At 72.9% G+C, this 24,022-nt stretch carries 21 protein-coding genes; 9 read left to right on the forward strand and 12 right to left on the reverse strand.

Annotated elements, in window-relative coordinates:
* Nucleotides 1–82: 82 nt before the first annotated feature.
* Together GA0070610_RS23075 and ppc are read left to right on the forward strand one after the other, a co-directional pair.
* A complete protein-coding gene (locus tag GA0070610_RS23075; protein ID WP_157747217.1) occupies nucleotides 83–739 on the forward strand; it encodes a hypothetical protein in 657 nt (218 codons plus the stop codon).
* A gap of 330 nt (nucleotides 740–1,069) precedes the next feature.
* Nucleotides 1,070–3,856: a phosphoenolpyruvate carboxylase gene (ppc, locus tag GA0070610_RS23080; protein ID WP_089001985.1), complete on the forward strand. Its 2,787-nt coding sequence runs from the start codon at nucleotides 1,070–1,072 to the stop codon at nucleotides 3,854–3,856.
* Nucleotides 3,857–3,942: 86 nt separating this feature from the next.
* Here the strand turns inward: ppc and GA0070610_RS30955 are convergent, their stop codons facing one another.
* Nucleotides 3,943–4,716 (reverse strand): hypothetical protein, encoded by a 774-nt coding sequence (locus GA0070610_RS30955; protein WP_172896580.1) that lies wholly within the window; start codon nucleotides 4,714–4,716, stop codon nucleotides 3,943–3,945.
* Between the two features lie 199 nt (nucleotides 4,717–4,915).
* Between GA0070610_RS30955 and GA0070610_RS23090 the strand changes: the two genes are divergently transcribed.
* Together GA0070610_RS23090 and GA0070610_RS23095 are read left to right on the forward strand one after the other, a co-directional pair.
* Nucleotides 4,916–6,094 carry a DNA recombination protein RmuC gene (locus tag GA0070610_RS23090; protein ID WP_089001987.1) on the forward strand — a complete coding sequence of 393 codons (1,179 nt, stop codon included), beginning with the start codon at nucleotides 4,916–4,918 and terminating at the stop codon, nucleotides 6,092–6,094.
* Nucleotides 6,095–6,256: 162 nt separating this feature from the next.
* The gene (locus GA0070610_RS23095) at nucleotides 6,257–9,526 is read left to right on the forward strand and encodes a S8 family serine peptidase (protein WP_089001988.1); all 3,270 of its coding nucleotides are present in this window, start codon (nucleotides 6,257–6,259) and stop codon (nucleotides 9,524–9,526) included.
* A 66-nt stretch (nucleotides 9,527–9,592) separates the two neighbouring features.
* Here GA0070610_RS23095 and GA0070610_RS23100 read toward each other — a convergent pair whose 3' ends face one another.
* Both GA0070610_RS23100 and GA0070610_RS23105 read right to left on the reverse strand, forming a co-directional pair.
* The gene (locus GA0070610_RS23100) at nucleotides 9,593–10,045 is read right to left on the reverse strand and encodes a hypothetical protein (RefSeq protein ID WP_089001989.1); all 453 of its coding nucleotides are present in this window, start codon (nucleotides 10,043–10,045) and stop codon (nucleotides 9,593–9,595) included.
* Nucleotides 10,046–10,088: 43 nt separating this feature from the next.
* Nucleotides 10,089–11,078 carry a 4-hydroxy-3-methylbut-2-enyl diphosphate reductase gene (locus GA0070610_RS23105; protein ID WP_089003682.1) on the reverse strand — a complete coding sequence of 330 codons (990 nt, stop codon included), beginning with the start codon at nucleotides 11,076–11,078 and terminating at the stop codon, nucleotides 10,089–10,091.
* A gap of 229 nt (nucleotides 11,079–11,307) precedes the next feature.
* Here GA0070610_RS23105 and xseA point away from each other — a divergent pair, with 229 nt between their 5' ends.
* Both xseA and GA0070610_RS23115 read left to right on the forward strand, forming a co-directional pair.
* Nucleotides 11,308–12,474, forward strand: coding sequence for an exodeoxyribonuclease VII large subunit (gene xseA / locus GA0070610_RS23110; protein ID WP_392567340.1), 1,167 nt, complete (start codon nucleotides 11,308–11,310; stop codon nucleotides 12,472–12,474).
* Between the two features lie 36 nt (nucleotides 12,475–12,510).
* Nucleotides 12,511–12,723, forward strand: a complete 213-nt coding sequence (locus GA0070610_RS23115) for an exodeoxyribonuclease VII small subunit (protein WP_089001991.1) — start codon at nucleotides 12,511–12,513, stop codon at nucleotides 12,721–12,723.
* Nucleotides 12,724–12,881: 158 nt separating this feature from the next.
* Here the strand turns inward: GA0070610_RS23115 and GA0070610_RS23120 are convergent, their stop codons facing one another.
* From GA0070610_RS23120 to GA0070610_RS23130, 3 genes are all read right to left on the reverse strand, one after another.
* Nucleotides 12,882–13,754: a hypothetical protein gene (locus tag GA0070610_RS23120; RefSeq protein ID WP_089001992.1), complete on the reverse strand. Its 873-nt coding sequence runs from the start codon at nucleotides 13,752–13,754 to the stop codon at nucleotides 12,882–12,884.
* A gap of 246 nt (nucleotides 13,755–14,000) precedes the next feature.
* Nucleotides 14,001–14,807: a hypothetical protein gene (locus tag GA0070610_RS23125; RefSeq protein ID WP_089001993.1), complete on the reverse strand. Its 807-nt coding sequence runs from the start codon at nucleotides 14,805–14,807 to the stop codon at nucleotides 14,001–14,003.
* 114 nt (nucleotides 14,808–14,921) lie between these two features.
* The gene (locus tag GA0070610_RS23130; protein ID WP_089001994.1) at nucleotides 14,922–15,635 is read right to left on the reverse strand and encodes a DUF4245 domain-containing protein; all 714 of its coding nucleotides are present in this window, start codon (nucleotides 15,633–15,635) and stop codon (nucleotides 14,922–14,924) included.
* Between the two features lie 152 nt (nucleotides 15,636–15,787).
* On the opposite strand from GA0070610_RS23130, the gene glpX reads away from it, so the two are divergent.
* Both glpX and GA0070610_RS23140 read left to right on the forward strand, forming a co-directional pair.
* A complete protein-coding gene (gene glpX / locus GA0070610_RS23135; protein WP_089001995.1) occupies nucleotides 15,788–16,819 on the forward strand; it encodes a class II fructose-bisphosphatase in 1,032 nt (343 codons plus the stop codon).
* Entirely contained in the window at nucleotides 16,816–17,796 is a 981-nt protein-coding gene (locus GA0070610_RS23140) for a DMT family transporter (RefSeq protein WP_089001996.1), read from the forward strand. The genes glpX and GA0070610_RS23140 overlap by 4 nt, the downstream gene beginning before the upstream one ends.
* 73 nt (nucleotides 17,797–17,869) lie before the next feature.
* Here GA0070610_RS23140 and GA0070610_RS23145 read toward each other — a convergent pair whose 3' ends face one another.
* The 6 genes from GA0070610_RS23145 to GA0070610_RS23170 form a co-directional block, all read right to left on the reverse strand.
* Nucleotides 17,870–18,838, reverse strand: a complete 969-nt coding sequence (locus GA0070610_RS23145; RefSeq protein ID WP_089001997.1) for an NAD(P)/FAD-dependent oxidoreductase — start codon at nucleotides 18,836–18,838, stop codon at nucleotides 17,870–17,872.
* A 115-nt stretch (nucleotides 18,839–18,953) separates the two neighbouring features.
* On the reverse strand, nucleotides 18,954–19,604 hold the full coding sequence (locus GA0070610_RS23150; protein ID WP_089001998.1) for a rhomboid family intramembrane serine protease: 651 nt from the start codon (nucleotides 19,602–19,604) through the stop codon (nucleotides 18,954–18,956).
* A gap of 115 nt (nucleotides 19,605–19,719) precedes the next feature.
* On the reverse strand, nucleotides 19,720–20,418 hold the full coding sequence (locus GA0070610_RS23155; protein ID WP_089001999.1) for an aggregation-promoting factor C-terminal-like domain-containing protein: 699 nt from the start codon (nucleotides 20,416–20,418) through the stop codon (nucleotides 19,720–19,722).
* 274 nt (nucleotides 20,419–20,692) lie between these two features.
* Nucleotides 20,693–22,108, reverse strand: coding sequence for a PhoH family protein (locus GA0070610_RS23160; RefSeq protein WP_089002000.1), 1,416 nt, complete (start codon nucleotides 22,106–22,108; stop codon nucleotides 20,693–20,695).
* A 376-nt stretch (nucleotides 22,109–22,484) separates the two neighbouring features.
* Nucleotides 22,485–22,823 carry a hypothetical protein gene (locus GA0070610_RS23165; protein ID WP_089002001.1) on the reverse strand — a complete coding sequence of 113 codons (339 nt, stop codon included), beginning with the start codon at nucleotides 22,821–22,823 and terminating at the stop codon, nucleotides 22,485–22,487.
* Nucleotides 22,824–22,854: 31 nt separating this feature from the next.
* Complete coding sequence (locus GA0070610_RS23170) at nucleotides 22,855–23,199, reverse strand: hypothetical protein (protein WP_089003683.1); 345 nt, start codon at nucleotides 23,197–23,199, stop codon at nucleotides 22,855–22,857.
* A gap of 264 nt (nucleotides 23,200–23,463) precedes the next feature.
* Between GA0070610_RS23170 and GA0070610_RS23175 the strand changes: the two genes are divergently transcribed.
* Complete coding sequence (locus GA0070610_RS23175; protein WP_089002002.1) at nucleotides 23,464–23,904, forward strand: helix-turn-helix domain-containing protein; 441 nt, start codon at nucleotides 23,464–23,466, stop codon at nucleotides 23,902–23,904.
* The last annotated feature ends 118 nt before the right edge of the window (nucleotides 23,905–24,022 follow it).

The following is a 24,022-nucleotide window of genomic DNA, read 5'->3' on the forward strand; positions in this document are numbered from 1 at the left end:
TCTCCTCGTCCGACCCGCCGGGGCACTGGCAGAGGACCTCTAGGCTGGCCCCGCCGAAGTCGATCGAGCATTCGGAGGCCGCGTGAGCACCCCCGCCGGACATTCGCCGCAGCCCTTCCACCACGGGCCGCCGCCCGGCGGCCCGTGGGGAGCCCCCGTGCCGCCGCCGGTGACCAGGCGCATCCCGGAGGACCAGCCCTTCGTGGTACGCCCCAACGTCGTGAAGCGCGGTCTGCTGATGATGGGGGTGGTGCTGGTCCTCATCCTCCCGATCGCCTGCTGCGCCGGCCTCGGCGTGGTGAACTCGGCCGACCCGCAGTTGCGCTCCCAGTCCGTCGTCGGCCTCCTCGCCGTGGTGGGGTGCCTGCTGGCCCTGATCGCCGTGCCGCTGGGGATCCAGCTCTGGCTGATCGGCTCCGGCGGCCCGGTGCTGGCGCTCGGCCCGGCCGGGCTCTGGATCCGCACCCGACCGACCCGGGGCCAGGCGATCTGGCTGCCCTGGGAGGGCGTCGCGCAGATCTCCCGCCGACGGTGGAGCCTGGAGAAGATGCTGGTGGTCACGCCGCGCGACGCACGGGTGCTCCAGAACCTCGGGGCGTTCACGGCGCTGGACGGCGCGGCGCTGAACGCCTTCTACGGCTCGGGGCTGGTCGCCACGCTCAACTTCGCCGACCGGCCCGAGGCGGAGATCATGGCGGCGGTGGCCCACTACAGCGCGGGCCGCTGCCAGCTCACCTGATCGACGGCGTCCCCGGCCGGGCCACCGACCCGCTCAAGTCCGTCGGCTACTTCGACCGGCTGGCCGATCGCCGGGCTCACCATCTGGACGTCGCAGGGCGTGGCGGGTGTGCTCAGCGCCACCCCGTTCCAGGCGCGCCGCCGCGCCGGTCGACGCACCGCACCCGGCTCCACCAGCGAAGACGCGCCCGGCACCGGCGGAGACGCGAGGAAGGGCCACCTGCCGTACCCCGGGCGATTGCCCGGGTCCCCCTCCTTCCCGGCGGGGGACGCGGATACGATCCAGGGAGTCGGACAGCGCTGTCCTTCGTACTCGCGTAAGGAGCGCATCGTGACCGACCAGCACGACCACGACGGCCCCGACGCCGCCCTGCGGGCCGACATCCGCCGCCTCGGCACCCTGCTCGGGCAGACCCTCGCCCGCCAGGAGGGCCGGCCACTGCTCGACCTCGTCGAGGAGATCCGCGCCCAGGTGCGCTCCGACGCCCCCGCCGCCGCGCAGCGCCTCGCCGGCCTGGACGTCACCACCGGCACCAAGCTGGCCCGCGCCTTCTCCACCTACTTCCACCTGGCCAACATCACCGAGCAGGTGCACCGGGCCCGGGAGCTGCGGCGCCGCCGAGCGGTGCAGGGCGGGTGGCTGGACCAGGCGGCCAAGATGATCGCCGAGCGCGGCGTGCCCGCCGAGGAGATCGCCGCGGCGGCGCGGCGGCTGGCGGTACGGCCCGTCTTCACCGCCCACCCGACCGAGGCGGCGCGCCGGTCCATCCTGTCCAAGCTGCGCGCCATCGCCGACGAGCTGGACACCGAGACCGCCAACGCGATCCTCTACGGCGCCAGCGACGAGGGCCCGGCCAACCGCCGCCTCGCCGAACTGCTCGACCTGATGTGGCAGACCGACGAGCTGCGGCTCGACCGCCCGGACCCGACCGACGAGGCCCGCAACGCCATCTACTACCTGCGCGACCTGTACGCCGAGGCCGCCCCGCAGGTCCTCGACGACCTCGCCGACACGCTGCGTACCCTCGGCGTGGAGACCTCCCCCACGGCCCGGCCGCTGTCCTTCGGCACCTGGATCGGCGGCGACCGCGACGGCAACCCGTTCGTCACCCCGGCGGTGACCCGCGAGGTGCTGACGATCCAGCACGAGCACGGCATCGCGGCCACCGAGAAGGCGATGGACCACCTGATCGACGAGGTGTCGGTGTCCCGGCGGCTGCGCGGGGTGTCGCTCGACCTCTCCGCGAGCCTCGCCGCCGACCTGGACGCGTTGCCCGAGGTGGCGGCCCGGTTCCGCCGGGTCAACGCCGAGGAGCCCTACCGGCTCAAGGCCCGCTGCGTGAAGGCGAAGCTGGCCAACACCCGGCAGCGGCTGCGCCAGGGCACCGCGCACGTGCCCGGGCGGGACTACCGCGGCTCCGCCGAGCTGGTGGCCGACCTGGAGCTGCTGCGCGCCTCACTGGCCCGCAACGCCGGGCAGCTCACCGCCGTGGGCCGGCTCGCCTCCACCATCCGTACGGTCTCCGCGTTCGGGCTGCACCTGGCGACCATGGACGTCCGGGAGCACGCCGAGGCGCACCACGCGGTGCTCGCCCAGCTCTACGCGGCCGTCGGCGAGGTCTCCGACTACCCGTCGCTGAGCCGGCAGGAACGCACGAAGCTGCTCGCCGACGAGCTGACCGGGCGCCGGCCGCTCTCCACGGTGGACACCCCGTTGACCGAGGCGACCCGCAAGACGTTCGACGTGTTCGGCACCATCCGCGAGGCGCAGGACCGGTTCGGCGGCGAGGTCATCGAGTCGTACATCGTCTCGATGACGCTCGGCGTGGACGACGTGCTCGCCGCCGTGGTGCTGGCGCGCGAGGCGGGCCTGGTCGACGTGCACAGCGGCCGGTCCCGCATCGGGTTCGTACCGCTGCTGGAGACCCCCGCCGAGCTGAACGCGGGCGGCGAACTGCTCGACGAGCTGCTCTCGCTGCCGGCGTACCGGGCGCTGGTCGCGGCGCGCGGCGACGTGCAGGAGGTGATGCTGGGCTACTCCGACTCCAACAAGGAGGCCGGCATCACCACCAGCCAGTGGTCGATCCACCGGGCCCAGCGCGCGCTGCGCGACGTGGCCGCCCGGCACGGGGTGCACCTGCGGCTGTTCCACGGCCGCGGCGGCACCGTGGGTCGCGGCGGCGGGCCGACGCACGAGGCGATCCTGGCCCAGCCGTACGGCACCCTGGACGGCGCGATCAAGGTCACCGAGCAGGGCGAGGTCATCTCCGACAAGTACTCCCTGCCGTCGTTGGCCCGGGAGAACCTGGAGCTGACCCTGGCCGCGGTGCTCCAGGCCACCCTGCTGCACACCGCGCCCCGGCAGCCCGCCGAGATGTTGGAGCGCTGGGACGCCACCATGGAGCTGGTCTCCGACTCGGCCTTCCGGTCGTACCGGTCGCTGGTCGAGGACCCGGACCTGCCGGCGTACTTCTGGGCGTCGACGCCCACGGAGCTGCTCGGCGCGCTGAACATCGGCTCCCGCCCGGCGAAGCGGCCCAACACGGGCGCCGGGCTCGCCGGTCTGCGCGCCATCCCGTGGGTGTTCGGCTGGACCCAGACCCGGCAGATCGTGCCCGGCTGGTTCGGGGTCGGCTCGGGCCTGGCCGCGGCGCGGGAGGCCGGCCTGGAGGACGTGCTGGCCGAGATGCACCGCAACTGGCACTTCTTCCGCACGTTCCTGTCGAACGTCGAGATGATGCTCACCAAGACCGACCTGAGCATCGCCCGCCGCTACGTCGAGACGCTGGTGCCGAAGAAGCTGCACCCGATCTTCCACAAGATCGAGCAGGAGTACGAGCTGACCCAGCGGGAGGTGCTGGCCGTGACCTCCTCGCCGGCCCTGCTGGAGAACTCCCCCGTGCTCCAGCGCACCCTGGCCGTCCGCGACACCTACCTGGAGCCGCTGCACCACCTCCAGGTGGCCCTGCTGCGCCAGTACCGGGAGTCCGGGGCGGCGGGCCGGGCGGTGGCCACCGCGCCAGGTGGCCGGCGCGCGCCGAACGACGGTACGGCGCTCGAGCGCGCGCTGCTGACCACCGTCAACGGCATCGCCGCCGGCATGCGCAACACGGGCTGAGCGGCGGCCGGGACACCTTCCCGCGCCTTGCGCGCCGGAGGGTGTCCCGGCCGACCCGCCACTGACGAGCCCGCCCGACGCTGGTGCTACCAGTCGCCGCCGCCGAAGTCGCCACCCCCGAAGTCGCCGCCGCCGAAGCCCCCACCGAAGTCACCGCCACCGCCGAAGTCGCCCCCGACCTCGCCGCCCTGCTCGCCGAAGCCGGTGGCGTCGCCGAAGCCCTCCTGGTAGCCGGCCTCGTAGCCGTACCCGGGATCGGCGAAGCCGGGCGAGAAGAGCGCGTCGGCGATCAGGATGCCGCCGAGGACGCCCGCGCCGGCGCCCAGGGCGGTCTTCCACCACGGGGTGGAATACCAGCCCGCCGGCACCGGCCGGCCCTGGTAGCGCCCGCCCGGGTAGTAGTAGGGGGTGTCCCGGCCGGGCTGCGGCCCGGCCTTGAAGGTCTGCCCCTGCACGTCGACCTGACGCTCCCGGGTGAGCCGCCCGGCACCCTGTGCGGCGGCCAGCGGCGGCAGCTCGGGACCGGGGTCGATGCCGAGCGCCACCCGGGCCGCCCGCGCGTACGTCAGCCCCTCCAGCGCGGTTTCCCGGGCGAGGCGGAACTGCTCGACGCTGCGGGCCTGCTCGAGCTGGCTGCCGGCCGCGTTGTAGCGCTCCCCGGCGTCGACCAGCGCCTGGCGTACGGCCGGGTGGTCGCCGTGCAGGTTCATCACCTGGCCGCCGAGCCGCTCGTACCACCGCTGGGCGTCGGCCCGTACGTCGGCGAGGCGCCGCGCCTCCCGCGCGGCGCTCTCCCGGCGCCACCACAGGAACGCGCCCACCAGCAGCACCACGAGGATGAGCAGGGGCAGATATCTCATGGCAGCGACGTTACCCAGGCCAGGCCAGTGCCACGCCTGGGATCGGCGCCGCGCAGCGGGGCCGGCGGGCGGGGGCCAGGCCCGCACCGGCGAGCGGCACGCCCCTGCCGGGGAACGGCACCGCCCCGCCGGCGAGCGGCACGGTCCGCGCGGGAGCGGCACGGCGGCGCGCGGCGCGCCGGTCTGGCAAGCTCCGGGGGTGGACTTCTCGACGCTGGCCGTGGTGATCGTCTGCCTCGCCGCCGGGGGTGCGGTGGGCTGGTACGCCGCCCGGACCCGCTCGGCGACCGAGATCGCCCGGCTGGACGCCACGCTGCGGGCCACCCGGGAGGGCGAAGGGCGGCTGGAACAGTCCATGCGGGCGCTGAGCTACGAGGCCACCGCGCAGTCCCAGGAGGCGGTGGCCCGCGCCGTCGCCCCGCTGCACGACACGTTGCGCCGCTACGAGCAGCGCGTCGCCGAGTTGGAGCACGACCGGGTCGACGCGTACGCCGAACTGCGCGAGCAGGTCCGCGCGATGAGCACGGTCTCGGGTGAGCTGCGTACCGAGACGAAGCAGCTGGTGGCGGCCCTGCGGGCACCCCAGGTGCGGGGCCGCTGGGGCGAGCACCAGTTGCGCCGGATCGTCGAGGCGGCCGGCATGCTGGAGCACTGCGACTTCTCCGAGCAGGTCACCGCCGCCACCGACCACCAGGGGGTCCGTCCCGACCTCGTGGTGCGGCTGCACGGCGGCCGGTCCGTGGTGGTGGACGCCAAGGCGCCGTTCGACGCCTACCTGACGGCGATGGAGGCCCGCGACGAGCGGGGTCGGAACACCAATCTCGACGCGCACGCGAAGCACCTGCGCGCGCACGTGGACGCGCTGGCCGCCAAGACCTACTGGGCCGCGTTCGACAGCACGCCGGAGTTCGTGGTGCTCTTCGTGCCGGCCGACCCGTTCCTCGACGTCGCGTTGCAGCGCGATCCGACGCTGCTGGAGCACGCGTTCGCCCGCAACGTGGTGCTGGCGACCCCGGCCACCCTGGTCGCGCTGCTGCGTACGGTCGCCTACTCGTGGCGGCAGGAGGCGCTGGCGCGCAACGCGGTGGCGGTGCACTCCCTGGCCCGCGAGCTGTACGGGCGACTGTCGACGTTGGGTGAGCACGTCGGCAAGCTCGGCGCGTCGCTCAGCGGCGCGGTGACCGCGTACAACCGGGCCGTCGGGTCGTTGGAGGCGCGCGTGCTGGTCAGCGCCCGCAAGCTCGCCGAGCTGGGGGTCTCCGACCAGGAGCTGGCCGCGCCGGCGCAGGTCGAGCTGGCACCCCGTCAGCCGCAGGCCCCGGAGCTGCTCGGAAACGCCGAGGCCGGGGCACCGACCGGTCGGTTCACACTGGACTGACGACCGATACCTACCATCGCCGATGTGACAATGGACGGCCACCCATGTCACGAAGTGGTCACAACGAACTCCACGCTAGTGACAGTGCCCAGCGGCAGCGCGAAGGATTCGCCTCACGCGTGCCCTGCATCTGAGGGCCCTGTTCTCTGGAGGAAAGAGAACGTGAGCAAACCCCGAAACCTGAGCCGGCGGACCTCCGCCGCGCTCTTCGCGTCGGTCGTGGCGGCCAGCGCGGTGACGGTGGCCGGTGGTGCCGCCACCGCGAGCGCCGCACCGACCGCCGCACCCGACGCGTCCCAGGCCACCCCTGTGGAGGCGCTGGGCTCGCACGACGCCAAGCTCCTCGCCGAGGCGGAGGCGAAGAAGGCCCCGACCGTCACCCTGATCGTGGCCACCAAGAAGGGCGAGGCGCAGGACGTCGCCGCGGACCTCAAGAACCTGGGCGCGGCCGTCACCGAGCGCTACGACAGCATCGGCTACGTCCTGGCGAAGGTCCCCACCTCGAAGGTGGTCAAGGCGGCCACGCTGCCCGGCGTCTCCGCCGTCGACCTGGACGAGACCATCCAGCTGCCCGACCCGACGCCCGAGGTCGCCCCCTCCGGCAAGAAGGCCACGAAGCAGGCGGCGACGCTGCCCGGCCCCGGGGCCGACACCCCGGCCGCCAACCCCTACATGCCGACCAACGAGATCGGCGCCGTCGACTTCGTCGCCAAGAACCCCCAGTGGGACGGCCGCGGCGTCACGATCGGCATCATGGACTCCGGTGTGGACCTCGGTCACCCGGCGTTGCAGAAGACCACCACGGGTGAGCGGAAGATCGTCGACTGGGTGACCGCGACGGACCCGTTCGAGGACGCCACCTGGCGCCCGATGCTCACCGAGGTGACCGGTCCGACGTTCACCTCCGGCGGCGCGACCTGGACGGCCCCGGCGGGCACCTACCGGTTCAACCGGTTCGCCGAGTCGATCACGGCTGCCAGCGACCCGGCCGGTGACATCAACCGCGACGGGGACCGGACCGACACGTTCGGCATCCTCTACGACCCGGCCACCCACAACATCTGGGTGGACGTCAACCAGAACAACGACTTCACCGACGACGCCATGATGCGGCCGTACAAGGAGAAGTTCGACGTCGGCTACTTCGGCACCGACAACGCGGCCACCCCGGTGGTCGAGCGGATCCCGTTCGTGGTCGAGTACCGCGAGGACGTGGACACCGCCCCCATCGGCGGTCCCGGCCTGGTGGACTACGTCAACATCGGCATCGTCGAGAGCACCCACGGCACCCACGTCGCCGGCATCACCGCCGCCAACGACATGCTCGGCAACGGCGCCTTCGACGGTGCCGCGCCCGGCGCCAAGCTCGTCTCGGCCCGCGCCTGCTCCTGGGGCGGCGGCTGCACGTACGCCGCCCTCACCACCGGCATGGCCGACCTGGTGATCAACCGCAAGGTCGACGTGGTCAACATGTCGATCGGCGGCCTGCCGGCGCTGAACGACGGCAACAACGCCCGCGCCGAGCTCTACAACAACCTGATCACCACCTACGGCGTGCAGATGTTCATCTCGGCCGGCAACTCCGGCCCGGGCCTGAACACCATCGGCGACCCGTCGGTGGCCGCCAACGTGGTCAGCGTCGCGGCGAGCATCAGCAAGGACACCTGGCTGGCCAACTACGGCTCCGCGGTGAAGAAGAAGAACGCGCTGTTCAACTTCTCCTCCCGTGGCCCGCGCGAGGACGGCGGCGTCAAGCCGAACATCGCCGCCCCCGGCTCGGCCATCTCCACCGCCCCGACCTGGCAGCCCGGCAACGCGGTCCCCGAGGCCGGCTACGCGCTGCCCCCGGGCTACGCGATGCTGAACGGCACCTCGATGGCCTCCCCGCAGGCCGCCGGCGCCGCCGCGCTGCTGCTGTCGGCCGCCAAGGCGACCGACAAGGGCGTCACCCCGGCCGCGCTGCGCCGGGCGATCTACACCTCGGCCAAGCCGATCGCGGACGTTCCGACGTACGCCCAGGGCTACGGCATGTTCAACGTGCCGGGCGCGTGGAAGCTGCTGCGCAAGGGCGTGGAGACGCGCTCCTACACCTCCGAGGCCCCGGTCTGCACCGTCCTGTCCGGTCAGCTGGGCACCCCGAACCGGGGTACCGGCCTCTACAACCGCTGCGCCTCCACCGAGGGTGGGCAGCGGATCGGCCAGTCGAAGAGCTACCAGGTCAAGCTGACCCGCACCAGCGGGCCGGCCGGCACCGTGAAGCACAACGTGGGTCTGCGCGGCAACGACGGCACCTTCAAGGCGCCGAAGATCGTCTCGCTCCCGCTGAACAAGACCGTCACCGTCTCGGTCACCGCCAAGCCCGCCACCGCTGGCGCGCACGGCGCGATCATGACGATCGACGACCCGGCCACCTCGGTCGTCGACTTCGAGGTCTCCACCGTCGTGGTGGCCTCGAACGACGTGAAGAAGCCGAACTTCTCCTTCTCGGCCGAGGGCTCGGTCGACCGGAACGGCTTCACGTCGTACTTCGTGACGGTTCCGCCGGGCACGGGCGCCCTCCAGGTGAACCTCTCCGGCATCGCCACCGGTTCGCAGACCCGGTTCATCGCCTTCAACCCGTACGGCGTTCCGGTGGAGAGCACCTCCAGCCTCGCCTGCTACACCAACTTCTCCGACGCCAACGCCTGCAAGCCGCAGGAGCGCGACTACCAGAACCCGATCGCCGGGGTCTGGGAGATCGAGGTGGAGTCCCGTCGGACCTCGCCGTCGCTGAACAACCCGTTCCAGCTCACGGCGCGGGTGCAGGGTGTCGCGGTCGAGCCGGCCGTGGTCGAGCTGCCGGCGGTCACCGCCGGTACGGCGACCCCGGTGACCTGGTCGCTGACCAACACCTTCGGCCCGGTCGCGGTGACCGGCCAGGGTGGCCCGCTCTCCAGCGTCCACGCCGAGCGGCCCACCATCGCCGAGGGCGCGTCGCAGGAGTACACCGTGGAGGTGCCGGCGGGCGCGACCCGCTTCACCGCCCGGATCGGCAACCCGGCCAGCGCCGCGGCCGACCTCGACCTCTACGTCTTCCGCGGTACCGCGGAGGTCGGTCGGGCCGCCGACGGCGACTCCGAGGAGGCCGTGACCATCAACAACCCGCCGGCGGGCACCTACCGGGTGGTCGTCGAGGGCTACGCGGTGGACGGGGCCGGTGGCAGCACCGCCTACGACTACCGGGACTCGTTCTCGGCGGCGGCGCTGGGCACCCTCTCGGCGCCCGCCACCCCGCTGAACCTGGCCCACGGCGCCACCGCCACCCTCACCGGTACGGTGACCGCCCAGTCCACCCCGGTCGCCGGTCGGGCGCTCTTCGGTGAGCTGTCCGTGGTGACCACCGAGGGCGCGGTCGTCGGCCGCGGCGCCGTCTCCATCGGCACCGTGAACTGACCCGTCCCGCACCGGAACACCGGAGCCCGCCCCCACCCGGGGGCGGGCTCCGCCCGTTGTGTCGGCTCAGCCCCGGCGGGCAGTCTCGACCAGGAAGGGCGTGCCCTGCTGGCAGGTGGTTAGCAGGTCGCGCTGGACCCGGCCCGTCACCGTGACCTTCGCGCCCGGCTTCAGCAGGTCACGTGGGCCGCCGACCAGCAGGTAGTTGTCGAGCAGCAGGCAGTTGGGCTCCACCCCGGAGGTGACGGTCCCGGTCAGGGTGGTGCCGCCGGTCGGCGGCTTCGTCGGCGCGTTGCTGGGCCTCGGGGGCGGGGGCAGGGCCGGCCCCGTCGGATCCACCGGGTCGCCGGGGGTCGGGGTCACTCCGGGGATGCTCGGATCCGGGCTGGGCGGGCTGGTCACCGGCTGCGCTCCCGTCGGGGTCGGGGTGGGGGTGTCGCCGGCACCGCCCTGACCGCCGCAGGCGCTCAGCGCCACGCAGACGGCCAGCGCGGAGACGGCGAGCCGAAGAGTCCTCATACCCTTGTCTGACGCAGCGGGGCCGCGTGCCGTTCCCTCGCGGTCAGCCACGGGCCGCGGCGGCTGCCTTCATGTCCCGCTTCAGCTCCTGCGGCAGCGAGAAGGTCAGCCGCTCGTTGGCGGTCACCACCTCGTCGACGTCGGTGAAGCCGCGCGCCGCGAGGTGGGCGAGCACCTCCTGGACCAGCTCGTCGGGGACGCTGGCGCCCGAGGTCAGGCCGACCGTACGCGCCCCCGCCAGCCACGCGTCGTCGATCTCGTGCGCGAAGTCGACGAGGTAACCGGCGCGCGCGCCGGCGTCAAGGGCGACCTCGACCAGGCGTACGGAGTTGGAGGAGTTGGTCGAGCCCACGACGATCATCACGTCGCACTCGGGCGCGATCTCCTTGACCACGTGCTGCCGGTTGGAGGTGGCATAGCAGATGTCGTCGCTGGGCGGCGACTGGAGCATCGGCAGCCGCTTCTTGAGCCGGGCCACCGTCTCCAGCGTCTCGTCGACCGAGAGGGTGGTCTGGGAGAGCCAGACGACCTTGTTCGGGTCGCGGACGGTGATCGTGTCGGCGTCCTCCGGACCGTCCACGAGCTGGATGTGCTCGGGTGCCTCGCCGGAGGTGCCGATGACCTCCTCGTGCCCCTCGTGGCCGATCAGCAGGATGTCGTAGTCCTCGGCGGCGAACCGCTTCGCCTCCTGGTGCACCTTCGTGACCAGCGGGCAGGTCGCGTCGATGGCCCGCAGCGAGCGGCTGCGGGCCTGCTCGTAGACCTCGGGGGCCACCCCGTGCGCGGAGAAGATGACGGTGGCGCCCTCGGGCACCTCCTCGTTCTCCTCCACGAAGATCGCGCCCTGGGCCTCCAGGGTCTGCACGACGTGCTTGTTGTGCACGATCTGCTTGCGTACGTAGATCGGGGCGCCGTAGAGCTTGAGTGCCTCCTCCACGGTCTGCACCGCGCGGTCCACGCCCGCGCAGTAGCCGCGGGGCTTGGCCAGGATCACGCGCTTGCCGGTCCGGGACGTCACTTCAGCCTCAGTCACCCACCCATCGTACGTGTCGCCCCGTGGGGCGACACGGGCCGCGACCGCCGCCACCACGGCCCGCACCCGGCCGGACGGGCGCACCTGGCGCGACGCCCGCCCCGCCGGGCCGGCTCCCGGGTGCCGCCCGTCGAGCCGCGCGGGAGTGTCCGGGGCGGGCCGTAGGGTGGGGCGGGTGAGCACAGGTGAGGTGGGGCGGAGCACGTCCGAGGAGCCGTGGCCGGTCCGGGTGGTCAGCCAGAAGGTCGGTGCCTGGATCGCCCGGCTGGGCTGGGTGTGGGTGGACGGGCAGGTGGCGCAGATCAGCCGCCGGCCGGGCGCCAGCACCGTCTTCCTCACCCTGCGTGACCCGTCGGCCGACCTGAGCCTGACGGTCACCACCAACCGCGACGTCCTGGACGTCGGCGCGCCGGAGCTGCGCGAGGGTGCCCGGGTGGTGCTGCACGCCAAGCCGGAGTTCTACGCCGCCCGGGGCACGCTGAGCCTGCGCGCCGACGAGATCCGGCAGGTCGGCCTCGGCGAGCTGCTGGCGCGGCTGGAGAAGCTCAAGAAGCTGCTCGCGGCCGAGGGGCTGTTCGACCGGGCGCGCAAGCGCCGGCCCCCGTTCCTGCCCAACCGGGTCGGGCTGATCACCGGCCGCGCCTCCGCCGCCGAGCGCGACGTGCTGACCAACGCCCGCCGGCGCTGGCCGGCGGTGGAGTTCCGCACAATCAACGTGGCCGTGCAGGGGCCGAGCGCGGTTCCCCAGATCGTCGACGCGCTCAAGGTGCTGGACGCCGACCCGACCGTCGACGTGATCGTCATCGCCCGGGGCGGCGGCGGCATCGAGGACCTGCTCCCCTTCTCCGACGAGGCGCTCTGCCGGGCCGTCTTCGCCTGCCGCACGCCGGTGGTGAGCGCGATCGGCCACGAGACCGACGCGCCGCTGGTCGACTACGTCGCCGACGTACGGGCCTCGACCCCGACCGACGCAGCCAAGCGCGTGGTGCCCGACCTCACCGAGGAGGTACGCGTCATCCGCCAGGCCCGCCACCGCCTCGAACGCGCGGTGCGCAACCTGGTGGACCGCGAGTCGCACCGGCTCGACGGACTGCGTTCCCGGCCGGTGCTGGCCCGCCCGCAGGTGATGGTCGACCAGCGGTTCGTCGACCTCAACGGGCTGCGCCAGCGGGCCGGCCGCTGCCTCGACCACCGGCTCGCCGCCGCCGACGACGACCTGCGGCACACCCTGGCCCGGCTGCGCGCCCTCTCCCCCGCCGCCACCCTCGACCGGGGCTACGCGATCGTCCAGCGCGCCGACGGTCACGTCGTACGCGCCGCGTCGGAGGTCGGCAAGGGCGATCCGCTCCGGGTACGCCTCGCCGACGGCGAGCTGGCCGCGACGGTCGACGGCTGAACGACGACGGGATCACGATGTGGTGGGATGGCAGCGATGACTGACGAGAAGAAGGACGAACCGCTCAGCTACGAGCAGGCCCGCGCCGAGCTGGCGTCGGTGGTCGAGCGGCTGGAGACCGGCGGCACCACGCTGGAGGAGTCACTGGCGCTCTGGGAGCGCGGCGAGAAGCTCGCCGACACCTGCCAGCGCTGGCTCGACGGCGCCCGCGCCCGCATCGACGCCGCCCGCCAGGACCCGACCCCCTGACCCCCTCACCCCACCCCGCGCGGACGCCGGGCTCGCCGGTGATCATGGAGTGGTGGTGGGCGATACAGGGCGTTCTGCACCTTGTGTCGCCCACCACAACTGCATGATCGACACGGCCGGCAGCTGCGACGCGGCCGGAGCCGGCGGGGCGGGTGGGGTCAGTTGAAGAGGTTGTAGAGCTCGGCGGGGGCCTCGACCACCTGGTCCGCCGGGGGCTTCTGGGCGGCGGTGGCGTTGCCGTAGTCCGAGTACGTGATCCGGATGTCCTGCGCCTTGCTCTGGCCGGCGGCCGGGATCTGGATGACCATCTCGCTGAGCCGGCCCTGCGGGTCGAGCTTCGCGGTGAACGGCACCGACTTCGCCTGCGCACCGAGCGCCGTGATCACCGTCGGGTCCACCGAGCCGGCCTCCGCCGCCTTCGACACGTCGATGGTGCCGGCGTACGCGCCGTCGCCGGTCTGGCGTACCTCCGTGATGCCCTGCGTCAACACCTCGCTGCCGGCGGGGTCGACCTTGTCGAAGTCGAAGCCGAGGTTCCGGTTGCCCTTGATCCGGGTCTGGTCCAGGTGCTGGTACTTGCCGAGGTTCAGCTTCTGCACCCCCGGCACGCTGCTGGCGGTCGTGCCGCCGAGTTCGACCTTCACCCAGCTGTCCGGCTTGTAGTGGACGAGGTCGAGCTTCATGAACAGGTCGTCGGTCGGCTTGCCGATCGTCACCCGCATCTCGGCGCTCTGGGTGGGCTCGTGCACCCGCCCCTCGGCCGTCGAGCCGACGCCGGACATGGTGAACCGGAAGTTGCCGTTGCTGATCTCGCGGGTGGAGGCCAGCAGCGCCTGCTTGGCGTCGCCGGACCCCGGGGCCGCGCTACCGGAGGCCGGGGCCCCGCTGCCGGAGGCGGGCGTGCCGGACGCCGAGACGGACGGGGAGGCGGACGAGCCCGCCGTCGGGGTCCCGGAGGCGTTGCAGGCGGCCAGGCCGGGAGTGAAGAGGGCGGCGGCCACCAGGCCGGCGCTCAGGCGTCGAACAGTCATACGTGTCTCCCACGTGGGTCACCCGACGCACCTGGCGGCGGCCGGAAACCGGGCGACGCACCACGTCGGCTGCGCCGCACGAACCCCGCCGGGCCGGCTGCCGGAGGCGACCCGGCCCGGGTTCGCCCCACTCCTGTTCCCTGTCGCCGCGTCGCACAATCACCGGGATGTCCGGTTGCCCCGGTCGGGTGACCCCGGGAACGCGGAAACGGGGCGGCCGAGGCCGCCCCGTTCCGTGTGCCGGTGCTACTTCTTGAACATCTCGTACGTCTCGGGGGACGCCTCGACCACCTTGTCGGCCGCCGGCTTCTGGGCTGCGGTGGCGTTGCCGTAGTCCGCGTACGTGACCTTGATGTCGTGCGCCTTGGTCTCGCCGGCGCTCGGCACGGAGATGACCAGCTCGGTGAGCCGGCCCTCGGCGTCCACCTTGGCGGTGAAGGGCAGCGCCTTGGCCTGCGCGCCCAGGGCCTTGACCATGTCGGCGTCCACGGCGGAGGAGTCGGTCGCGGCGGACGCGTCGAGCTTGCCGGCGTAGCTGCCCTCGGCGGTCTTCTCCACGTCGGTGATGCCCTTGGTCAGCATCGCGCTGCCGGCGGGGTCGGCCTGCTCCATGTAGCGGCTGAGCTCACCGGCGTCCTTGACCTTGGACTGGTCGAGGTGCTGGTACTTGCCCTTCATCTTCTCCGCGCCCGGGATCATGGCACCCAGCTCGCCGAGGTCCAGCTTCACCCAGCTGTCCGGCTGGATGAAGATCAGTTCCATGCCCATCGACGAGCCGGAGCCGTCGTCGAACTTCATGCTGAACTGGGCGCTGTTGCTGGGCTTGTGCACCAGGCCCTTGCCGCTGAGCCCGTCACCGGCCAGGGTGAAGGTGAAGTTGCCCTTCTCGAGCTCCTTGGTGGAGGCGATGAGCGCCTCCTTCGGGTCGGCGGGCACGGCCGACGCTGCCGAGCCCGCACCGGCCGGCGCGGGATCGTCCGACTTGCAGGCAGTCAGGCCGGGAACGAGCAGGGTGGCGGCGAGCACGCCGACGCTCCACCGTCGAATGTTCACAGTTGTCTCTCTTCGGGAAACGGAAAGCACGCGGCAGGACTCAGCCGCCGGGCAGTGAGCCGGGGCAGCGTAGCCGATCCGTCCGACACCCGGGGGGCGGTTTCCCGGGGCGGGCTACCGGATCGCGGTGGCCAGGTGCCGCAGCTCGTTGTCCCGGGCGTCGCCGACCACGATCACCGTCCGGTTCGGTTCGAGCAGGACCAGCGCCTGCTCGTTGCCGCGGGCGGTGTACCGCTGCCAGGTGCGTCCGCCCAGGTCGGTCTGACCCTGCGGTTGCCCCTCGGCGGTCAGTTCGGTCGGCAGCAGCCGCTCCGGCGGCACGCTGCTCTGCACCAGCTGGGCGCCCCGCCCCTCGGGGGTGAGGTAGCCGAGGCGGAGGCTCGATCCGCCCTCGGCGGTCTGGAAGTTCGCGCTGACCGTGTGCCACCCGTCGTCCAGCTCCGCCGGCTCGCTGACCGGGAAGGCGTTGGCGGCCCGCGCCGACTCGATGGCGGGCGCCGGGTCGACGGTCGTCGGCTGCTCGCCGCCGAGGAACCCCCGGTAGAAGGCGATCAGCAGGGCGATCGGGACCAGCAGCACGAGCAGCGAGATCGCCATGTCCTTCGGCGAGCGTTCCGACTTGCGGGTGTCGATCGCCGGCGGCGGCGCGGGCCGCTCGCCCGTCTCCGCCACGCCGTCGGGCGGGGGCGCCCCCGCCGCGCCGGCGGGCTCGACCAGCGCCGGTTCCCCCTCCGGTACGGCGGCGGCCCGGGTCGGGGCGACCGGCGGCTGGCCGTCCGGCGGCGTCGGGTCGGCGGGTACGCGATCGGCAGGCTGTGCGGCTTCCACCCTGCCATCTTCGCAGCCGCCCGACCGGCCGTATCCGGGCCATCACCGCCCCGATCCCGCACCGGGTGAGCCATCGTGTGAGGATCAGCGACAAAGCCGGCAGCGGCGACGCCGCACCCTGCCGCCCCGCAACGTCGCGAGGAGGAGCCGTCATGACGAACACCAGGACCCGGATCCCACAGGATCTCGACCGCAACCTCGCCCTCGACCTGGTCCGGGTCACCGAGGCCGCGGCGATGGCCGCCGGTCGCTGGGTCGGCCGGGGCGACAAGGAGGGCGGCGACGGGGCCGCCGTCGACGCGATGCGCAAGCTGATCAACTCGATCCCCATGCGGGGCGTCGTGGTGATCGGCGAGGGCGAGAAGGACAACGCGCCGATGCTCTTCAACGGCGAGCACGTCGGCGACGGCAGCGGCCCGGAGGTGGACGTCGCGGTCGACCCGGTCGACGGCACCACGCTGATGAGCAAGGGCATGCCGAACGCCGTGGCGGTGCTCGCCGTGTCCGAGCGGGGCGCCATGTTCGATCCGAGCGCGGTCTTCTACATGGAGAAGCTCGCCGTCGGACCGGCGTACGCCGACGTGGTGGACATCAACGCCGGGGTGGCCGAGAACCTGCGCCGGATCGCCAAGGTCAAGGGCACCGACGTCTCCGAGGTCACGGTCTGTGTGCTGGACCGCAGCCGCCACGACGACCTGGTCACGCAGATCCGTCGGGCCGGGGCGGGCATCCGCTTCATCTCCGACGGGGACATCGCCGGTTCCATTGCGGCGGCCCGGGGCGAGTCGGACGTCGACGTGCTGATGGGCATCGGCGGCACCCCCGAGGGCATCATCTCCGCCTGCGCCCTGAAGTGCATGGGCGGGGCGATGCAGGCCAAGCTCTGGCCGCGCGACGCCGAGGAGCGGGAGAAGGCGCTCGCCGCCGGGCACGACCTGGACCGGGTGCTCAGCACCGACGACCTCGTGACCGGGGACAACTGCTTCTTCGTGGCCACCGGCGTCACCTCCGGCGACCTGCTGCGCGGCGTGCGCTACCGGGCCGGCGGCGCGTACACGCAGTCGATCGTCATGCGCTCGAAGAGCGGCACGATCCGGGTCATCGACTCGTACCACCGGCTGGAGAAGCTCGCGCTCTACTCGGCGGTCGACTTCGACGGCCGCCCGCTGGCCGAGCAGGAGTGAGCGTCACCGGGACGCTGGCCCCGCCGGCTCCGTCGGCGGCCCGCCGGATCACCGGCGTGGGCCTCGCGACCGCCTCCGGGCTGGCCGTGGCCGTGCAGTCCCGGATCAACGGCGAGTTGGGCGTACGCCTGGCCGACGGGATCGCCGCTGCGGTCGTCTCGTTCGGGCTGGGCCTGTTGGTGCTGCTGGTGCTTGTCCCCGCCACCCCGGGTGGGCGGCGGGGGCTGGTCGCCCTGCGCGACGCGCTCACCGACGGCACGCTACAGCCGTGGCAGTGCCTCGGCGGGGTGTGCGGGGCGTTCCTGGTCGCCGCCCAGGGGCTGACGATCGGCGCCCTCGGCGTGGCGGTCTTCACGGTCGCGGTGGTGGCCGGCCAGTCCGGCAGCAGCCTGGCCGTCGACCGGGCGGGCGTCGGCCCGAGCGGCCCCCAGCCGGTCACCGGCCAGCGGCTGGCCGGCGCGGCGCTGACCGTGGTCGCGGTCCTGCTGGCCGTCGGCGACCGGCTCGGCGATCCCGCCACCCTCGGGCTGGCCCTGCTGCCGCTGCTCGCCGGCGTGGGCATCGCCTGGCAGCAGGCCGTCAACGGCCGGGTACGGATGGCCTCCGGCAGCGCGCTGACCGCCACCCTGGTCAACTTCTCCGTCGGCACGGTGGCGCTGCTGGTCACCTTCGCCGTCGACGTCGCGGTACGGGGCTGGCCGGCGGGCGGCGCGCCGGCCGAGCCGTGGCTCTACCTGGGTGGCCCCATCGGGATCGTGTTCATCGCGATCGCCGCGACGATCGTCCGGTTCACCGGCGTGCTGCTGCTCGGCCTGGCGACCATCGCCGGGCAGATCGTCGGCGCCGTACTCCTGGACGTGCTGCTGCCCACGGCGGCCTCCCGGCCGGGCCCCGTCACCCTGCTCGGCGCGGCGCTGACCCTGGTCGCCGTCGGGGTCGCCGCCCTCGCGCCGGTCGTGCCCCGCCCGTCGCGCTGACCGGCCCGCCGCCGGCCGGGCTGCCGGGGTCCGCGGCGGCCCCGGCGGGAGGCGCACCGTGGCCGCCGGTACGTCAGGTGCCGTCGGACGAGTGACCGGGGAACAGGTGGGCGCTCGGGTCGATGGCCACCGCCGCGTTGTTGACCGCCGTGGCGGCCTCGCCGAAGCCGGTCGCGATCAGCCGCACCTTGCCCGGATACTCCGTGATGTCGCCCGCCGCGAAGACGCGGGGCAGGTTCGTCGCCATCGCGCTGTCGACCACGATGTGCCGGCGGTCCAGCCGCAGCCCCCACTCGGCCAGCGGGCCGAGGTCGGCCGTGAAGCCGAGGGCGGCCACCACCGTGTCGACGGGCAGCAGCTCCGCCGCGCCGCCGCGTACGGTGATCTCGGCGCCGGTGACCGCGCCGTCGCCGTGCAGCCCGGTCACCTCGGCGTTGACGATCACGCGGACCGGCAGGCCCAGCACCCGGGCGACGGTGGCCGCGTGCGCCCGGAACTTCTCCCGCCGGTGCACCACCGTCACCGAGCGGGCCAGCGGCTGGAGCGTCGACGCCCAGTCGAACGCGGAGTCGCCGCCGCCGACGATCAGCACGTCCTGGCCGGTCAGCTCCGTCGGCCGCGGTACGAAGTAGACGATCCCGGTGCCGGCGAAGTGCTCCGCCACGGGCAGCGGGCGGGGCGTGAAGCTGCCCAGCCCGCCGGTGACGACCACCGCACCGCAGCGCAGCTGCCCGCCGTCGGCGAGGCCGAGCACCGGCTGCCCGTCGGCGTACGAGAGCTTCTCGGCGCGGTTGCCGAGCAGGTAGCAGGGGTCGAAGGGGGCGGCCTGGGCGACGAGGTTCGCCACCAGGTCCCGGCCCTTGACCGCCGGGAAGCCGGCCACGTCGTGGATGAGCTTCTCCGGGTACATGGCGGTGATCTGGCCACCCGGCTCGGGCAGGGCGTCGACGACCGCGACGGAGAGCCCGCGGAATCCGGCGTAGTACGCCGCGAACAGCCCGGCGGGGCCGGCCCCGATCACCGCGACATCGACCTCGCGCATGGGCGTACCGTCGCTTTCCGCTCACGGATCAACGCGTGCTGATCCCGACGGTAGGGCCGGCGGTGCGCTTCGGGCAAGCATGTCCCGTGCTCGGCTGGTGCCGGCGCGTCGGCGCTCAGGGCATGGTGAGCGTGGACTCCGAGCGGTAGGGGCCGCCCAGGTCCCGGCGCCGCCGGAAGATGATCGCCGCCACGACCCCGCCGAGCAGCCCGAACAGGTGGCCCTGCCAGGAGATCCGCTCGTCGGTGGGGAGGATGCCGACGAGTTGCCAGCCGTAGAGCAGGCCGACCAGCAGGAAGACCGCGAAGTTCCACCAGCTCCGCTCGACGATGCCCCGGGTGAGCAGGATGCCCAGGTAGCCGAAGATGACGCCGCTCGCCCCGACCACGACGGAGGCCGACGAGCCGGTGAACCACACCCCCAGCCCGCTGACCAGGATGATGACGAGCGTCGACCAGAGGAAGCGGCGGGCGCCGGCGGCCAGGACGAAGGTGCCGAGCAGGATCAGCGGGATGCTGTTGCTGTAGAGGTGGTCGAAGCCGTGGTGCAGGAAAGGCGAGAAGAAGACCCCGTCGAGCCCGTCGATGCGCTTCGGGATGATGCCGGCGGCGGTGTCGAAGCCGGCCGAGAGCCCCTGGTCGAGGGCCTCGATGAGGAACAGGAACGGCACCACCGCACACATGGCGACGAAGGCCCGGCCGAGCGCGGCGTAGAACGCCTCGGTGCCGAACCGGTTCGGGTCGCCGCTTGGCGGGTGCAGGGTCACCCGTCAAGAGCTATCAGGTGCGGGACGCAGCCGCCACTTCTGCGGGCGATCCCGTGCCCGAACGACGAGGGCGGGGTGTGTGGACGCCCACACACCCCGCCCTCGAAGGGATCGGTCAGTACCAGCCCACGTCCTGCGAGTGCGCCCAGGCCTTGCAGGGCGAACCGTAGCGGCCCTCGATGTAGCCGAGGCCCCACTTGATCTGGGTCGTGGGGTTGGTCTGCCAGTCGTCGGCGACGGAGCCCATCTTGCTGCCGGGCAGCGCCTGCGGGATGCCGTACGCCCCGGACGAGGGGTTGCGGGCCTTGTGGTTCCAGCCGCTCTCCTTGTCCCAGAGCTTGTTGAGGCAGGGGAACTGGTCCATGCCGAAGCCCGCCTTGACCATCAGCGCGCAGCCGACCTCGCGGTTGCCGCTGAACTCGGCGCAGGACGCCGGGATCGGCCCGTCGTACGGCTTGCTCTCGGCGGCCTTCTCGGCCGCGGCCTTGGCGGCTGCCTCGCGCGCCTTCTTGCGCGACGCGGCGGCGGCCTCGGCCTCGCGGGCGCGCCTGGCGGCCTCCTTGGCCGCCGCGGCGGCGCGCAGCTTCGCCTGGTACTCGGCGGCCCGCTGCTTCGCGGACTGCACCTGGTGGCTGGCCTGCCGCTCGTGCTGGTACTCGAACTCGGCCTGCTCGACAGCGGCGCTGACCTGCGCGGTCAGGCCCTGCTGCTGGGTCTGTCGGTCTTCGCCCAGGTAGACACCGCCAGCGACGCCCACGGAGAGCAGCGCGACAGCGGCCGTACGGGCGCCGAACCGGCTCCACAGCCGACTCACGAAGTGGTCCCTTCGTCGGGTGCAAGGACACGGCGCGGGGCGGCACCCCGGGTGGGATGCGTCCGCGTCGCGAGCGCCCCGACCCGGTGTCGGTCGCAGCCGACGTACCCGGTGGATGCTGGCGTGTCCTGTGACGAACGATCACCAACGATCTTCTCGGTACGTGGGCGCTCGTGGGACACCATCGCGCACAGTGGGACTGTTGGGAAACCACGAGCCTCAATTGTGATCTGCGCCACAAAGAGAATGCGGACAAACCCCTACATAACGGCCCTCATTGCGGGATGTCCTCCAGCAGATCCGTCACCATCGCGGCGATCGGCGAACGCTCCGAACGGCTGAGGGTGACGTGGGCGAAGAGCGGATGGCCCTTGAGCGCCTCGATCACCGCGGTCACCCCGTCGTGCCGTCCGACGCGCAGATTGTCCCGCTGGGCCACGTCGTGGGTGAGCACCACGCGGGAGCCCTGGCCGATGCGGGAGAGCACCGTGAGCAGCACGCCCCGCTCCAGCGACTGCGCCTCGTCCACGATCACGAACGCGTCGTGCAGGCTGCGGCCCCGGATGTGCGTCAGCGGCAGCACCTCCAGCAGACCCCGCGAGGTGACCTCCTCCAGCACGTTCTCGTGCACCACCGCGCCCAGGGTGTCGAAGACCGCCTGGGCCCAGGGCGACATCTTCTCCGACTCCGAACCGGGCAGATAGCCCAGCTCCTGGCCGCCGACGGCGTAGAGCGGGCGGAAGACGACCACCTTCTTGTGGCGGCGGCGTTCCATCACCGCCTCCAGCCCGGCGCAGAGCGCCAGCGCCGACTTGCCGGTGCCGGCCCGCCCGCCCAGCGAGACGATGCCGACCGACTCGTCCAGCAGCAGGTCCAGCGCGATCCGCTGCTCGGCCGAGCGGCCGTGCAGCCCGAACGCCTCCCGGTCGCCACGGACCAGCCGTACGGTCTTGTCGGGCAGCACCCGGCCGAGCGCCGAGCCCCGGCCCGAGTGCAGCACCAGGCCGGTGTGGCACGGCAGCCCGGCGGCGGCGTCCAGGTCGAGCGTCTCGCCCGCGTAGAGCCGGCCGATCTGCTCCTCGGCGAGCTCCAGTTCGGCCATCCCCGTCCAGGTCGGGTCGCTGGCCTGGCCGTGCCGGTACTCGTCCGCCCGCAGGCCCACCGAGGCGGCCTTGACCCGCAGCGGCATGTCCTTGCTGACCAGGGTCACCTCCCGCCCCTCGGCGGCGAGGTTGAGCGCCACGGAGAGGATCCGGGCGTCGTTGGAGTCGGTGCGGAACCCCGGCGGGAGGACCCCGCCGTCGGAGTGGTTGAGCTCCACCCGCAGGGTGCCGCCGGAGTCGTTCGCGGGCACCGGGCGGTCCAGCCGCCCGTGCCGGACCCGCAGCTCGTCCAGCATGCGCAGGGACTGCCGGGCGAACCAGCCCAGCTCCGGGTGGTGTCGCTTGCCCTCCAGCTCGGAGATGACCACGAGGGGCAGGACCACCTCGTGCTCGGCGAAGCGGTGGAAGGCCGCCGGGTCGGACAGGAGCACCGAGGTGTCCAGGACGAACGCCTGGCCTGCTGGTCGGGGCTCCTCGTTGCCGACCGGAGCGGCGGACGCGCTGCGGCGGCTCCGGGTGGCGCGGCGGGTCGTGGCAGTCGCGGCCGGGGTCTGGTCGGTCCCGGCGGGCGTACGGCGAGTCGTCACAGGCCTGCTCCGACGGATGGGCATCCGCCACCCGCGTTCCGCCTCCTCCGGTGCCCGGGGACACGGGGTCGGATGCGGAACCCCGTGCGCGAGGTCGCAGATCCGGGCGGACCGGCTGGCCCGGGAGAACCCCGTGCCATGCCTAGACGCTAGCGGCGTCGGACCCTGTGGGCTAGAGGGCGACGGTGGATCTGCGGGGACCGGCGGGTGAACTCGGCCGGCGGCGGAACCGGCCGGGATGCATGCCCCCTGCGCGCATCCCGGCCGGTGGGACCACCGTCACCGGTCTGACGTGGCCCCGACGGTGCGTGTCCGCCGCGGACGACGCACCGCGCCGTTCCGGCCGACGGGGCCTCGGGCTCCCCGTCGACCGGGCTCAACCGGTCCGCCGGACCAGGGTGCCGGTCGGGTGCCGCCCGGTGACCGGGGCGACCGGCGCCGAGAACGACGAGCCGGTGTACGTGGTGCCGGGCCGGACCACCGTGCCGGTGACCCGGGCGGCGGTGACGGGCGACGGGCCGGCCAGGGCCGACGCGATGGCGGCCTGGGCGTCGCGGCGACGCCGGTTCCACGCCCCCCGGTCGCCGTCGAAGTAGCCCTGCCGGTAGCCGAACCGGTAGCCGATCCGGTAGCTGAGCTGACCGTGCAGCCGCCCGGCGGCGTAGCTCGTGGCACCGAGCACGAGCACGAGGAAGACGGCGAGGAAGGGGCTCATCCGGCGGCTCCGGTGCGCTGCGGGTCCCGGGTCATCGCTCCTCCGGCTCGGTCGGCGTCGGCTCGGCGACGAGGAGGCGGTCCAGGTCGTCGGTGCTGACCTCCTCGACCAGCTCGACGCTGATCCGGCAGCCGTCCAGGACGACCTCGGCCACGGAGGAGCGACGGATCTCCCCGCCGGCGTCGTACACCCGGACGCTGACCTCGGGGCAGCCGAGGTGGGTACGCCAGGCGTCCCACTCGGTGCGGTCGCCGACGCTGAGCGACAGGTAACGGCAGCCTCTGGCGAGGTAGAGCCGCCATGGCGCGCTCAGGCCCGTGGCCACCCCCTCCGCGATCAGGCCGAAGGCCTGGGCCCGGGTGGCTAGCTCGGTCACCACGCCCCCCTCGCGCCGGGGGCGTGACACATGTGAGCACCGATCGTCTCATGCACGTGACACACCGTAGATTGTCCCATGGACGTGACAGTATCAGCTTTTCGTCCGTTTACGACGGCCTCTACGGGCATCTATTCTGCCCAGGTGACACCCCTCAGGAGCGGTGCCGGATCGTTTACCGGCACGTCGACGACCACGTCACGTCCGCGTGACAACAGCGTGCCAGGACACGCACCGGTGGCCAGATGGTCGTACCGTCACCAGGTGACCGAGACGGCCAACGCACGGAAGATCGCCTTCGCCACCTTCGTCCGGCGGGCGCTCGACGAGGCCCGAGCCACCCGGGCGTGGAGCGGCACCGAGGTGTCCCGTCGCACCGGCGTCTCCCGGCAGACGATCAACCGCTGGGTCCGGGGCGACTGGGCGAGCGACCCGGAGGCGGAGCGCGTGGTCGCGTTCTGCGAGGGCCTCGGGCTCAGCCCCGCGACCGCCTTCGCGGCGCTGGGCTGGGAACGGACGTCCGCCCCCCGCAGCACACCGACTCCGCCGCCGATGGACCCGGACGTGGAGGCGCTGCTGCGGCGGCTCGTGGACCCCGACGTCTCCGACGCGGAGAAGTTCCACATCCGGGAAACCATCAGATACCTCGCGTACCGGCCCACCCTCCCGGTCGATGTCCGAAAACGAGGGAAACAGGCCGGCTAGTTCCTCAGATGGCGAAAGAACGGCAGGTCAGACTCATTCGTTTCGCTCCGGGGCCGGAACGGGCGCGCTAGCGTCCGTATTCGTACTGCTTGGGCTCGTCGTCGGCGGGGGGACGGGA

Source organism: Micromonospora echinofusca (genome assembly GCF_900091445.1).
Classification (GTDB): domain Bacteria; phylum Actinomycetota; class Actinomycetes; order Mycobacteriales; family Micromonosporaceae; genus Micromonospora; species Micromonospora echinofusca.

Coding starts and splice junctions, on each gene's coding strand:
- GA0070610_RS30955 (WP_172896580.1), bottom strand. CDS start 4,716: ATGAGATATCTGCCCCTGCTCATCCTCGTGGTGCTGCTGGTGGGCGCG.
- GA0070610_RS23100 (WP_089001989.1), bottom strand. CDS start 10,045: ATGAGGACTCTTCGGCTCGCCGTCTCCGCGCTGGCCGTCTGCGTGGCG.
- GA0070610_RS23115 (WP_089001991.1), top strand. CDS start 12,511: ATGACTGACGAGAAGAAGGACGAACCGCTCAGCTACGAGCAGGCCCGC.
- GA0070610_RS23120 (WP_089001992.1), bottom strand. CDS start 13,754: ATGACTGTTCGACGCCTGAGCGCCGGCCTGGTGGCCGCCGCCCTCTTC.
- glpX (WP_089001995.1), top strand. CDS start 15,788: ATGACGAACACCAGGACCCGGATCCCACAGGATCTCGACCGCAACCTC.
- GA0070610_RS23145 (WP_089001997.1), bottom strand. CDS start 18,838: ATGCGCGAGGTCGATGTCGCGGTGATCGGGGCCGGCCCCGCCGGGCTG.
- GA0070610_RS23165 (WP_089002001.1), bottom strand. CDS start 22,823: ATGAGCCCCTTCCTCGCCGTCTTCCTCGTGCTCGTGCTCGGTGCCACG.